The following is a 12,563-nucleotide window of genomic DNA, read 5'->3' on the forward strand; positions in this document are numbered from 1 at the left end:
AGAAACTTGATGTCTTTTGGTGAGTGACAAAATACTGAAGGGAGTGGAAATCATGACCAAATCAAATATGGATTTATACTTGGAATACATAAATAAAAGAGGCTCATGCTTATCTGTATTTCGCGCGATTGCAGACAAGTACGAATTAAAATCAGGTATTTATCCGGGCTCTTATATTCATATTACACCATCATTATGCTTATCGGAAATGTACTATGTAGATAGCGATAAGAAAGCCATTGCCTTTTTTAAGCATCAAAATGATATTGAAGCGTACCTCGATAAAAATAAGTGTTATACCACTGCGTTTGATTTCCAATTTGAGGGTGCGGATTTCACAAAACCTTTAGGCGCAAAGCGAGGCTATTATGATTTGATGATTTCTCTATACTCAGGTTTTATTTCACTGCATTGCAAAGATTATTTGAGAAAGGGTGGCGTGTTATTGGCAAATGATAGTCATGGAGATGCCACCTTAGCATTTTATGATCCCGATTATGCGTTTATTGGCGTTCTCGTTGAATCTGAAAAAGGAATAGAAATAAGTGGAGATACATTGGACCGCTATTTTAAAATGAAAAGTGAGAAGAAGGTGGATTTAGATAAAGTTAAAAAGCAGATGAAAGGCCCTAATTATAGAAATCAAGTAGAATACTATCTTTTTCAAAAGAAGGTTTAGAATACAATTTTGAAACGGATGACACAGATCAGCTTATTTTTGCTAAGGAGCTTATTTGAAATTATTGCTCTTTATCAGGAAATCACCTTGAATAGAAGTGATTTTGGCAATATCGGAAAATTTAAACTCAATGAATTGCTTATAAGTTATAAGATAATGGGGGACATAAGTGTTATCGACAAGGCGTTTATTTAGAAAGGGGCAATCGTATGGGAGAACTATTGAATCTCTTATTTGGATGGAAGGAAGTTTTAGTGACCACAGATGAGCAAAAGTATTATCAAATTAAGGATGTTCTCAGGGCAAATCACATAAAAAGTCAAACTTCAATTGTGGACAATCAGCTAAACGATAGAAATAGAGGGACGTTTTTAGTAGCGAATAGCCAAAGGATGTATTATATTTATGTCAAGAAAGAAAACTATGAGGAAGCGGTTCATTTGATGAATTCATAAAATCAAGGTCTTATGAAATTTCGTATTGCAAAAAGTGATGGCAAAGTAGTCGCACCCTTTGACGGGACTGTAATTGATATGTTTCCAACGAAACATGCCATTGACTTACCTTTATTTATTGTGGAAAATGGATTAGGTGCTGTGGATCAGATCGATGTGGATGGCAACATATGTGACGACTATAGGATCAGTTATTTAAGAAGGCATGTTGTGGAAATGATTTGGAATAAGACATTAAAATGAGTTGTTAAAAGGATTCAAAATGTAATGAAGGACATTGTTTTTTAGAAATTCTAAGGAATGATGTCCTTTTTTTGAAAAGCGAAGTCAAGTCATTTTTGGACGTAAATAATCTTGTGGAATAGGCATTGTCTAAAAATAGAGCATATGAGATAATTTTAAGGTGGAACTGCTGTTAAAAAGCTAAAGGAGCTGAACCCTTACTATGGATTATGACAATTATATGGAACTATACGAAGCAGTCTATTTTTTCGATAGAATTAGGGGATGTTTGGATCAAAACCTACCAGAACAAATAAATGGGACGGAAATTAAGAGATTAGGCATCAATGAAAGCGTATATAGAGCTGTTATGAGAATACTGGTGGTCAACAATCTACTGGATTACGATGGCAGTCGTTTTGTGATGTCAGATGCAAATAATGAAAAGCATCATCACATTCTGGAGCACATCATTAACAAAAATCAAAATGGATATTATGCAGTGCTGTTTGATAAAGCGAGCAGTGAATTTCAGTTTTTTTTTGATAGCATTAGTGAATCCGAATACGATATCTATTCAAGATACAATTTTCCGATAACACTCAATTTAGGAAAAGAGGTTGCTAAACACGTCGATTTAGCGCATAAAAGAGTATTGGAATTAGGTGGAAATAGTGGTGGCTTAGCTACAGCTCTTGTCACAGCGCATAAAGAGTGCCTCTACACGATTGTGGATACTAAAATACCCTGTAGAGTGGGCAATGAATATAAAAAAATAAACGAGGTGGATATTAAATTTGTAGAAGGCAATGTTTTCGAATTGATGTTATCCAGCGCAATATACGACTATATTGTAATTATGAATTTGCTGCATGATTTTGATGATATAAAATGCTTAGATATATTGCGCAATTGCACAAAACATTGTGACCGTAATACGAAATTTTTAATCATTGAAGATGTTTTGACAAGTGAATTTGAACCTAAAGAAATTATAATGCATGGCTTAAGACTATCTGTTGAATGTCGAGGTGGCAGACAGCGGTCCAAAGAAACCTTAGCCCATTTATTTTCAAATATAAATTATGGACTTGAAAAAACAGTAAAGATAAATAATATTCACACGATGCTGGTTATGGGGATGGATTAAGTGAAAAATAATTGATTTTTATCAGAGTCAGTTCCCAGATAAAAATGGTGAATACAATTATATGACTATTTGTTATTATGCCAATTTCCTTAACACGAATTGGTGACTTCATAATAGACAAATCAAAATTATTAGTAGCGTCGGGTGAATATTCAGTGCTAGAGAGCATTGTAAGTAATCTGTTGATCATGAATGTGATTTATGTTTTATTCATAGTAACCGTATTTTCATTTGCCATTTTCATAAGAAAAAAAGACCTAAGGAGAACACTTAAAAGTGGAAAAAATATTACAAATAAATAAAAATTATTGGAACACAAATTCAGATGAATGGTTTGGTGTTACGGCTTTACCACAATATGGCGTTCAATTTGTCACTGAAAATGAACTCAATTTGTTTGGAGATGTTGCAGGAAAGAGGATGCTTGAACTAGGCTGTGGCAGTCTCGAATAGTTTATGATACTGAAACCCTACAAGGAATAGGTACACTTAACGATAAGACAAAGAAAGCAAAAATGCTACCGATATCCTTTGTTTTTAAAGCAAGAAAAGCTAATGATTTGAACATAGTAGAGCAGAAAAAAGAATGATGTTGAGGCGCCATATTCAAGGTGACTTAGATTTAGAAGATCAGATAACTTTTCTCTGTATGCACGTTATCTAGATCACTTCGATGTTATACCCCTTAAAAGACTATTAGGCGCAGATTAAGGAGAATAAGAGTGAAAAATAAAATTCATGTGGGCATTCTATTGTTTAATGAAGTTGAAGTGCTTGATTTTGCAGGACCATTCGAGGTCTTTTCCATTGCGACACATTTGAACTCGAATGAGAAAGTATTTCAGGTTAGCACTGTTGGACAAACTGGAGATATGATACTGGCTCGCAATGGTCTGAAAGTACAGCCGCATTTTAGTTTTTTGAATGCACCAGAATTCGATGTTCTTATTGTTCCAGGAGGATATGGTGCAGAGGAAATAGAAATTCATAATGATACGATGATCTATTGGATTCAAGAACGAGAAAAACAGGTGAAAATTCTTGCATCAGTATGTACAGGTGCGTTTCTTTTGGCAGAAGCAGGTTTATTGAATGGAAAGAAAGCGACAACGCATTGGATGGACATTGACAGATTGGAAAAGGAGTATCCCCACATTCAGGTTAAACGTTCTGTAAAATATGTCGATGAAGGGCATATAATCACATCGGGTGGTATATCTGCTGGAATAAATATGTCGTTTCATCTTGTGGAAAAGTTATGTAATATAGAAATTGCACGGGCAACCGCGAAACGCATGGCATATGAAATCGATTTCAAATCGATACATTGATTTAAGATGTATGATTACAGGGATGAAAGATGTTGAGCATATATAAGGAGGGAAACATGCTTGAAATTGTATTTAGCGAGAGTGAAAAAGGGTCCATGAAACGGGCAAAAGTCTATGATGAAAAAAAGATGCAGTCAGGTGTCCCCGCCTATATTGGTGAAAAGCCATCTAAAGCTGAATTAAAAGAACTCTTTAAAGGAAAAGCGATTGGTGGCAATACTCAAGAGGTTGCCTATATCGGGTTTTCGTTGGATATGGGTGATATTTCAGGTGAAGTGGATGGTGCCGAACGTCAAAATATGTTTCGAAAATTGTGGGGACGACATGATATTGACTCAAATGATCAGGAACAATTTTTCACAAATCAACGTGAAGATCTGGAAAAATTATTGTTAGCAGCAACTGAAGGCACACCCATACGCATTTGGAAGAGTAATGCCCCTTACTCAATTTGTGGCTTTTACTATGTTTGCAATCTGCTTAGAAATATAGATTGTGAAGTGAATGTAGTCTCCTTACCGGAATATGTTTTAAATTCCAAGAATGAAATTGTGACTTACAGTAATTGGGGCGAGGTAAAATCTGGACAACTCTACACCTTTTTACCTTTAGAAAAAAGATTATCCCAAATGGAAAAACAGTTGTTGAGTAGTCGGTGGCGAGAACTGGTAGAGGAAAATGCGACGTTGAGAGCTGTAGTAAACGGGAAATTGATTTCAGTTTCTGAAACATTTTATGATCACATGATTATAAAAAATATGCCTGATGAAGCTTTTCTCATGGCGCGTCTAATTGGCGGCATTGTGGGTAAATACCAGTGGGGTGTCAGTGATAGTTGGTATGCGTTGCGTATCGATAAGATGATTGCAGAGGGGCAACTTGTTGTCGTTGAAAACAAGGATGAATCACATCCTTATGGGAAAATTTTAAAGCAAGTGACTTTAAGTGAGTGCTGATATTTTTAAAGTGATATTATTTTCTTTAATTAAAGGGACTCTAATAAAGGCATTCTAAGATTTATGAAAGAGGGGCGTAATGATGCAAAATAATCATATTCAAAAATGCCTTTTAATGGGCGTTTTAACGTTATTAATGATAACGATTGTATTGACAACAGCCTGTGCTAAAAAGGACTCAGATTCCGATGTAGATGCTGAAAAAGCAGGAGAACAGCCCAAAGAAGAACTTGAGGAAAAACCGGTCATCTATCTATATCCAGAAGCAGAAGCAGAAATCAGCGTTAAATTAGATTACTTAGGCAAATTAACTTGTACATATCCTAAATACAATGAAGGGTGGCATGTCATCGCATCTCCAGATGGCACTCTCCATGATCCAATAAACCAATATGAATACTCTTACTTATATTGGGAAGGTGTCTCGGATTATGAATGGCCAATGGATCAAGGGTTTGTTGTACGCGGTGAAGATACGGCTTCGTTTTTAAGAGAAAAATTGAGCTATCTGGGTTTAATCCCCAAAGAATACAATGAATTTATCGTCTATTGGCTGCCGAGAATGGAGAACAACAAGTATAACTTAATTACTTTTCCTACAGAAGACTATTCGGGGCAAGCTAAATTGGATATAACACCGACACCGGATTGCCTGATTCGCGTTTTCATGGTTTTTAAACCTATGGCTGAAGAGATTGAAATTGAAGAACCAGTATTAATTCCAAATAGTCGAAGCGGTTTTACCGTTGTTGAATGGGGCGGAAGTGAAATTCAATAAAAACACAGAAAGGCTTAAAATGAAAAAATAGCACTTTTGAGAGGGCCCCTTTTATAATTGGAATTGCAGTTAGTGGATTCTTAATGATTCAATTTGGGTATCTAACCATTATACTTAATTTCATTTCCTTGTTGTTTATTCATTTAGGGCGAGTATAATGGATAAGGGTGTGTTTTCAAAATATACAAATGAAGATCTGCCAATTGTATTTTGGATTCTATCGATCATCATGTCCATTGTAACAGTGTCTTTGTGCAAGCCATTTGTAAGAATTTTAAAATTGAAATAGGGATATCCTATTTTGGAGGTGGATACATGATCTTGAATAAGGCTAAAGCCATCAGTATATTATTTAGCATAGTGCTATTTGTATTTTTAGGTATAATCGGGTCCAATAATTATTTGCTTTTTCATAGTATTTCGGAAATTTTTAGCATTTGTATTGCTTTTACAATATTTTCAATTACTTGGAACTCTAAAGAATATATTAAGAACAATTTCTTGATGATTTTAGGCATTGCGTACCTGTTTATTGGCATTTTGGATTTGCTTCATACGCTTTCATATAAGGGAATGAACATATTTACGGATTATGATTACTATGCAAATCAAGTCTGGATTGCAACCCGATTTTTAGAAAGTATTACGATTTTTATCTCATTTATCATTTTGAATTACAAAAAGAAAATAAATACTTATGTTATTTTTGCCATTTACTTAATTGTGACAACCGCTATTATGCTTTCTATTTTTAATTGGAGGATTTTTCCAATTTGTTTTATTGAAGGCGTAGGCTTAACGCCTTTCAAAGTGATCAGTGAGTATATCATATCGCTTATTTTAATCATTTCACTGGCATGTTCCCGTTATTATAAAAATACTTTTGATAAACTCACTTATAACTATATAGCAGTGTCTATCTTATTTACCATACTCTCTGAACTGGCATTCACTTTTTATGTCAGCAATTATGGATTTTCAAATATGATCGGCCATTTCTTTAAAATTATCTCCTTCTATTGTATTTATAAAGCACTTATTGAGAAAGGCATTAAAGAACCCAATTATTTAATTTTTAAGGAGCTTCAGAATCAAGTGGATACTGATGGCCTGACGGGTTTGTTTAATCACAGATACTTGTACGATAAACTTGAAGATGAAATTAGGCGTACTCTTAGGACGAAGATTCGTTTTTCTGTCATTATATTTGATGTAGATCATTTTAAAAACGTCAACGATCAATTTGGACATTTGAAAGGTGATGAGGTGTTGGTGGGCATTGCAAAAGTTATGAGCCAATTGACGAGAAATACAGATGTGGTCGGTAGATATGGCGGCGAAGAATTTATGGTAATCCTCCCAGACACAGACATAAATAGTGCGTTTATTGTTGCCGAGAAAGTGCGTGAGGGTATTTGTCAAATGGATCTCTGCGGCAATGGCACTAAGGTAACCATCAGTGCGGGAATCGCTGAATTTAGCGAGGTCTATGTTGGAGATGAAGTACTTCCCATTCCCACGCTTGCAGCTAATTTAGTGGATGCTGCTGATCAAAATTTATATAAGGCAAAGACACAAGGGCGAAATATCACATGTGGATTGGATGAGTAGAAGTGAAATCGTGACACAGCGTGCCATGAAATAGAAACCGTCACAATATTGCAACAGGGTTTGCACTATTGTGATATGAGGATTATCCAGAGGGTGTTTGGACAATATATGGAGGGCAATAGACATGAAAGTGAGATTAGAAATCATAGAGAGCAAGTGCAGGAGTCACTATCATAAAAAGGGAGAGGTATTTATCGTTGAAGATATTTGTCCACCGATCTGTCATGAACTTTGGCACGTGATCTATCCCAATGTCTATGTATTAACAAATAATGGCGTTTTGGATTATGGGTGTATGAAAGCACAGAAATTCGAGGCAAGATGTCCTGACGGGGGACGTGTTACGATTAGAGGAGAAGCCATTTTAAGTGTGGATACTACTGCGCCCAATCAAACTAGTTGCCATGAAACTAAAAATAATATTGACTAAATTTCATCAAAACCTGATTTATGTCGCCTTTATATCTCGAAAGGAAATCATACAGCATGTCCATCCATATGAAATTCTATAATCATGTAAATCCAAAACTCGAAAACTACATAAGTCACTATTGGACCACTGCTGGGGTACTAGATGCAGAAAAATCCTATAAAATTTTGCCGATGAATCATATTGACTTGATTATGCCCATAACAGGTGCGTATTATCACATGCCTAAGGCTGGCGTGTTGGAAGACACGACTCAGATCTTCTTTCGTGGTATGAGAGATCAATCCATTGAAGTTGTACGACATGGCTATGTGGAATGCATTGGCATTTCCTTTAAACCTTGGGGATTCTATCCCTTTATCAGAAAGGGCCTTTCTCAGTATCAAAATAAATTAGTGGATTTAAAACTTGAAAATGTAACACTTGCAAATGAGCTCGTGACGATAACAAGGCGTATAGATTCTGTAAAAGATGTTGTGAAAATAGAGGCCATCATCGCTGAAATAGAAACGGCTTTGCTCCGCAGTTTAGAAGTAGAATCGTATGATTATGAAGAGACCCAGCAATTGCTCATGGACCTTTGCAATTCAGAGGGGGATGACATGGAAGTTCTTATAAAGCCATATCCCATAGCTGTCAGAACACTTGAACGCATGTTTAATAAATTTATTGGGACCAATCCGCGTACTTTTTATAAAATCAAGCAATTTGAAGAAGCTTCAAGAGCAGTACTCTATGATGGCCAGTCGAGTTTGACGCATATTGCCTATGATGCCAATTATTATGATCAAGCTCATTTTTCAAAGGCCTTTAAAAAGTTCACAAGTGATACGCCAAAGCGAGTTCGTCAAAATAAAACGGTGCTAAAATCTCACATGATTTTCGAGTAATGAGATGTGAGTCATATGAATTGAGTCCTGTCGCAAACGTACAATTTTCAGAGTTAAATATGTGGTAACCTTGGATTAACCCAATAAATTAAAACAAGGAGAAAACATATGCCGTTTATAAACCTTACTGTAGGTCCTATGACTCAAGAAAAGAAGAAAGCACTTATTGAAAAATTAGTGGATGCCTCGATGTCCGTGACAGGGGCTCCAGAGCAATCGCATACAGTGGTCATTCACGAGATGCCTTTAGACGCGCTCAGTATAGGCAAGACCACAGTAGAAGAGATGGTGGCTGCAAGAGAAAGCAAGAAGTAGTTTATAAAAAATTAAAATTAAAAACTAAATCAATGCGCACCATAGAAAAGCAGTTGCAGATTAAATAACTAATGTGCAACTGCTTTTTTAAACAACAAGATTTGAGCCAAAAGCTGTGCTGAGGTATGTTCACCCTCAAACAGCGTCAGCGAAAATCGCTTTGGGGCATTGGAGATGACACAAATGTTGTTCAATGCAACAAGATTTGAGCCAAAAGCTGTGCTGAGGTATGTTCACCCTCAAACAGCGTCAGCGAAAATCGCTTTGGGGCATCGGAGATGACACAAATGTTGTTCAATGCAACAAGATTTGAGCCAAAAGCTGTGCTGAGGTATGTTCACCCTCAAACAGCGTCAGCGAAAATCGCTTTGGGGCATCGGAGATGACACAAATGTTGCTCAATGCAACAAGATTTGAGCCAAAAGCTGTGCTGAGGCATGTTCACCCTCAAACAGCGTCAGCGAAAATCGCTTTGAGGCATCGAAGATGACACAAATGTTGCTCCCTGCAAGATTTGACAATATATTAGATTAAAATTTCACTAAAAAAAGATTACAATCCTATACGTATAATCTAAGATGGGTTAAAATGGAATAGAGTATATATCATGATAACTTGAAAGGAGTTACAATGCCTAAACAAATAACACAATTTAAGCTATTAGTCGTGACTCCGGCAGATGTCATTCATGAAATGAAAATCATTCAAGAGACTGTCGAGAGCCTCAATCAGATGTATGGTATGATCAATCATGCGGATATTAAGATTCAGTACTGGTCATTTGACAAGCCAAATCAAAATTTTGTGGCATTTGATGCTGTGATCGCGGTATTTTGGACACAATTGGGTTCAAGCGATCAGGATCAGATAGATCGCATTAAGACAGAAATAGAAGCGTATTTGAATCATACGGATTCGTTTTTTTTATACTTTAGCGCTTGCCAAGCGAGTCCACTTCAAATCGATTCGGATCAGTATAGACAAATTTTAAAGTTCAAATCTAAACATGTAGAGGGGATACAGTATCAAACTTACAGTGATTTGGAGAATTTTAGAAGGCTTGTTATGAATCAATTGACACTTTATTTTGTGGCGCAATTAAAAGGCCTTCAGAGTTCACTAGAGCCGAAACAGAGTGATCTTAAAATTATAGCTGTGATAGAAGATCAAATTGTTGAAACCCCAAAGCTCTTTAGACATCGGTTTACGCATTCAAAATTCGTCACAAACTACAAGCAAAAGACATTTGATTTGATCCATAAAATCAATACATGCCGTTTATCAGAGACAGATGCTGCGCTAAAAGAGACAACAAATAGTGATTCTTCAGAGGTAGAAGGTAGTTCTAATGCCCCTTTGATGGGCAATGAAAATCTTCAAAAAATAGCCCATACCATTAGGAATTTGCCGAATACCCATTTGGTAAAATCATTCTTGACGGAGCCCGCGCAAATTAGGCCTGAAATTCGAGAGGTCATTACTAAATATCTTGAAACTGTAGATCATAAGGTTGAAATCGCTGAATTCTTTAATCTGGGCAATCTCATGGAAAGGCTTAATCCGCTGAGAGGCGTTCAATACGGTAATACGGCATCTTCTCAGTTGATTGGCAGTGCAAGTGAAAAGGAAAAGTACCAATGGCTCATGGATCTGTATGCAAATATAGTCATCTATGAAGCATCCTATGCTTATTTGAAAGAAGTCGATGACTTGTTTTATTTACAGTGTGCAGTGGCAAATGTAGGCAATGGCTACGATGAGGAGATCGAAGTCAAATTGTATTTGGATAAGGGCTACTTGTGCAGGCGAGAAAATTTACCTGTGCCTGATGATGGTATATTGGACATTATGAATCCTTCAGTTGATCTTTTCTTTAAACCGCGTCAAGTAGATAATGTGGCCCCTTATAATGATTATCCTGAAGAGGCGCCGAGTGCAAATCGAACCTCTAGTGGAGACCATGGTCTGAACAGGCGGCAAAAGGCAAAGGGCAAACGCGATATTTACCAAAAGAAAATGGAAACCTTTTTTTGCTATGCCTACCATCAAGAAGGAAAATTTGATGTTTTAACTTTCTCTTTGCCTGTCATTGATCCGAACACGCAGATCGCTTTTCCGAGCTATTTGGTCTTTAAGAGAGCACCTAGACGCATGAGATACGAAATGCGATCAAAGCATATGACAGAAGTAATTCAAGGAGAAATGAACATCATACGTGCTGACAGATGATGGGCCCATGCGTGATCAACATATGTAAATATATGGATATCCACGTGATTGTCATTAATCAAAATGCATATGAGATAGCATACAATCAGATCTAAGATAAAAAGCTAAAAACCTAAAAACCTAAAAACCTAAAAAGCAAAAAGATTTTGGATTTTGAAATAGAATCGTATCATCGCAGGAGGTATCTGGATGGATAAAAATCACGAATACTATGTATTTGCCAATCTACATGAAGCGCTTATTCAACTGGGCATGGAGGATTTCAGCATCAGGTTGACAGAAGCCGACCCAGAGCTGTCACCTCTAGGGGATATTTTGATGTATTTTAAAGGAGATTTGATCGGACTTATTGAAGTAAAAAAGAGTCCATCTACTGCGTCTATCGTAAGAAACCAGTTGAAGAAATGGTCGCAATCCAAATATAAATTCAAATTCTATGGCCTTATAAATGATGTGGAGATGTCTCTTTTTAATGAAAATTTATATCCCATGGAAGCATCGTTTTATACTTTTAGAGAGGTACTTCTCTATATTGCAAAATTAATGCGCCATCAAGACCATGAAGTAAGTGAAGAGACGGAGCTCATTGAAGAAGCGCTTTCAAGATTGTTTCATAGCATATTTAAAGGCTTGATAGATGATAATGTTTTGGATGAGATTATAAGAGGGGTGAAAATAGATGGAGAGAAACATGAGGTTTTATTTAATGAATCTATTGAAATGCAGCTCATAGATTGCCTATTAAAAACGCCTGAAGAAGGCACAAAAATATACAAATACACGGCACTGGAATCGGCCTTTTTAACACTCAATCATAAACAGTTTTTGATGAGTGGCATTGTGGGGATGAATGATACCACAGAAGTAGATTATGTGGAAAGCTATTTATTCAAGATCAGCATTGAGGACCACAAGAAACATTGGAGACGCATTGAAGATTTGAACCAGAAATTTATTATGTCCTGTACGGCTTTAAAAGATGATTTGACCATGTGGCGATTGTATGGAGATGATTTTAAAGGGGCTTCATTTGAAATGGAAATTCTTAAACCGAGTTCTAGGTACATTATTAAACAGGTACACTATGCAAAGCGAAATGGGGAAGATGCCATATTGGAAGTTCTAAAAAAAGTCTATAATGAAATTTTAAATCGCTGGGGGTTAAAGTTGATTTTTAAGAAAATCGATATATGGAAGCACTTTTTTAAACCCTATGAATACGCTGTTGAAAGAGAAGTGAGAATACTTTATACAGGAGATGAAACCGACGAAAAACTTTGGAATTTAACTTACACACACCAGATTTTAAACCCTTTTATCTTTGTGAAAATGGATGAATCGTTGCCCTTTAAAATTAAGAAGATCTATTTGGGGAGAAAATCAAATGCGTTTTCAACCAATGAATATCAGTTTCAGCAGCTGATTAGAGAAAGAGGTCTTCATAAAGAGATCAATGTCCTTATTTCGGACATTGTGAATTATAGGTAGAGACTTTGAAATTCAGATATAGAGGAACC

At 36.2% G+C, this 12,563-nt stretch carries 14 protein-coding genes and 1 pseudogene; all 15 read left to right on the forward strand.

What is annotated here, in order from left to right; translation table 11 throughout:
* Nucleotides 1-52 precede the first annotated feature (52 nt).
* A complete protein-coding gene (locus tag ISU02_RS00280) occupies nt 53-679 on the forward strand; it encodes a hypothetical protein (protein ID WP_194699778.1) in 627 nt (208 codons plus the stop codon).
* A 209-nt stretch (nt 680-888) separates the two neighbouring features.
* Complete coding sequence (locus ISU02_RS00285; protein WP_194699779.1) at nt 889-1,134, forward strand: hypothetical protein; 246 nt, start codon at nt 889-891, stop codon at nt 1,132-1,134.
* Between the two features lie 105 nt (nt 1,135-1,239).
* Nucleotides 1,240-1,353, forward strand: a pseudogene (locus tag ISU02_RS23800) (family 1 glycosylhydrolase); the annotation flags it as partial.
* A gap of 226 nt (nt 1,354-1,579) precedes the next feature.
* On the forward strand, nt 1,580-2,506 hold the full coding sequence (locus tag ISU02_RS00295; protein ID WP_194699781.1) for a methyltransferase: 927 nt from the start codon (nt 1,580-1,582) through the stop codon (nt 2,504-2,506).
* 276 nt (nt 2,507-2,782) lie between these two features.
* The gene (locus tag ISU02_RS00300; RefSeq protein WP_194699782.1) at nt 2,783-2,959 is read left to right on the forward strand and encodes a hypothetical protein; all 177 of its coding nucleotides are present in this window, start codon (nt 2,783-2,785) and stop codon (nt 2,957-2,959) included.
* Nucleotides 2,960-3,228: 269 nt separating this feature from the next.
* Entirely contained in the window at nt 3,229-3,837 is a 609-nt protein-coding gene (locus ISU02_RS00305) for a DJ-1/PfpI family protein (protein WP_194699783.1), read from the forward strand.
* A gap of 56 nt (nt 3,838-3,893) precedes the next feature.
* The gene (locus tag ISU02_RS00310; protein ID WP_194699784.1) at nt 3,894-4,793 is read left to right on the forward strand and encodes a DUF3658 domain-containing protein; all 900 of its coding nucleotides are present in this window, start codon (nt 3,894-3,896) and stop codon (nt 4,791-4,793) included.
* Nucleotides 4,794-4,872: 79 nt separating this feature from the next.
* Nucleotides 4,873-5,571, forward strand: a complete 699-nt coding sequence (locus tag ISU02_RS23805; protein WP_194699785.1) for a hypothetical protein — start codon at nt 4,873-4,875, stop codon at nt 5,569-5,571.
* A gap of 157 nt (nt 5,572-5,728) precedes the next feature.
* Complete coding sequence (locus tag ISU02_RS24075; protein WP_267459410.1) at nt 5,729-5,860, forward strand: hypothetical protein; 132 nt, start codon at nt 5,729-5,731, stop codon at nt 5,858-5,860.
* A 26-nt stretch (nt 5,861-5,886) separates the two neighbouring features.
* Nucleotides 5,887-7,182: a sensor domain-containing diguanylate cyclase gene (locus ISU02_RS00320; protein WP_194699786.1), complete on the forward strand. Its 1,296-nt coding sequence runs from the start codon at nt 5,887-5,889 to the stop codon at nt 7,180-7,182.
* Between the two features lie 124 nt (nt 7,183-7,306).
* On the forward strand, nt 7,307-7,612 hold the full coding sequence (locus tag ISU02_RS00325) for a TIGR04076 family protein (RefSeq protein WP_194699787.1): 306 nt from the start codon (nt 7,307-7,309) through the stop codon (nt 7,610-7,612).
* A 68-nt stretch (nt 7,613-7,680) separates the two neighbouring features.
* On the forward strand, nt 7,681-8,502 hold the full coding sequence (locus ISU02_RS00330) for a helix-turn-helix domain-containing protein (protein WP_194699788.1): 822 nt from the start codon (nt 7,681-7,683) through the stop codon (nt 8,500-8,502).
* A gap of 108 nt (nt 8,503-8,610) precedes the next feature.
* Entirely contained in the window at nt 8,611-8,817 is a 207-nt protein-coding gene (locus ISU02_RS00335; protein WP_194699789.1) for a tautomerase family protein, read from the forward strand.
* 630 nt (nt 8,818-9,447) lie between these two features.
* The gene (locus tag ISU02_RS00340) at nt 9,448-11,046 is read left to right on the forward strand and encodes a hypothetical protein (protein ID WP_194699790.1); all 1,599 of its coding nucleotides are present in this window, start codon (nt 9,448-9,450) and stop codon (nt 11,044-11,046) included.
* A gap of 189 nt (nt 11,047-11,235) precedes the next feature.
* On the forward strand, nt 11,236-12,534 hold the full coding sequence (locus tag ISU02_RS00345) for a DUF2971 domain-containing protein (RefSeq protein WP_194699791.1): 1,299 nt from the start codon (nt 11,236-11,238) through the stop codon (nt 12,532-12,534).
* Nucleotides 12,535-12,563 lie beyond the last annotated feature (29 nt).

Source organism: Fusibacter ferrireducens, from assembly GCF_015352425.1.
Taxonomy (GTDB): Bacteria; Bacillota; Clostridia; order Peptostreptococcales; family Acidaminobacteraceae; genus Fusibacter_A; species Fusibacter_A ferrireducens.

Bases quoted from the DNA above. Each gene is read 5' to 3' on its own strand.
- ISU02_RS00340 (WP_194699790.1), top strand. From the start codon at position 9,448: ATGCCTAAACAAATAACACAATTTAAGCTATTAGTCGTGACTCCGGCA.
- ISU02_RS00295 (WP_194699781.1), top strand. From the start codon at position 1,580: ATGGATTATGACAATTATATGGAACTATACGAAGCAGTCTATTTTTTC.
- ISU02_RS23805 (WP_194699785.1), top strand. From the start codon at position 4,873: ATGATGCAAAATAATCATATTCAAAAATGCCTTTTAATGGGCGTTTTA.
- ISU02_RS00335 (WP_194699789.1), top strand. From the start codon at position 8,611: ATGCCGTTTATAAACCTTACTGTAGGTCCTATGACTCAAGAAAAGAAG.
- ISU02_RS00330 (WP_194699788.1), top strand. From the start codon at position 7,681: ATGAAATTCTATAATCATGTAAATCCAAAACTCGAAAACTACATAAGT.
- ISU02_RS00320 (WP_194699786.1), top strand. From the start codon at position 5,887: ATGATCTTGAATAAGGCTAAAGCCATCAGTATATTATTTAGCATAGTG.
- ISU02_RS00310 (WP_194699784.1), top strand. From the start codon at position 3,894: ATGCTTGAAATTGTATTTAGCGAGAGTGAAAAAGGGTCCATGAAACGG.
- ISU02_RS00285 (WP_194699779.1), top strand. From the start codon at position 889: ATGGGAGAACTATTGAATCTCTTATTTGGATGGAAGGAAGTTTTAGTG.
- ISU02_RS00325 (WP_194699787.1), top strand. From the start codon at position 7,307: ATGAAAGTGAGATTAGAAATCATAGAGAGCAAGTGCAGGAGTCACTAT.
- ISU02_RS00280 (WP_194699778.1), top strand. From the start codon at position 53: ATGACCAAATCAAATATGGATTTATACTTGGAATACATAAATAAAAGA.
- ISU02_RS00345 (WP_194699791.1), top strand. From the start codon at position 11,236: ATGGATAAAAATCACGAATACTATGTATTTGCCAATCTACATGAAGCG.
- ISU02_RS24075 (WP_267459410.1), top strand. From the start codon at position 5,729: ATGGATAAGGGTGTGTTTTCAAAATATACAAATGAAGATCTGCCAATT.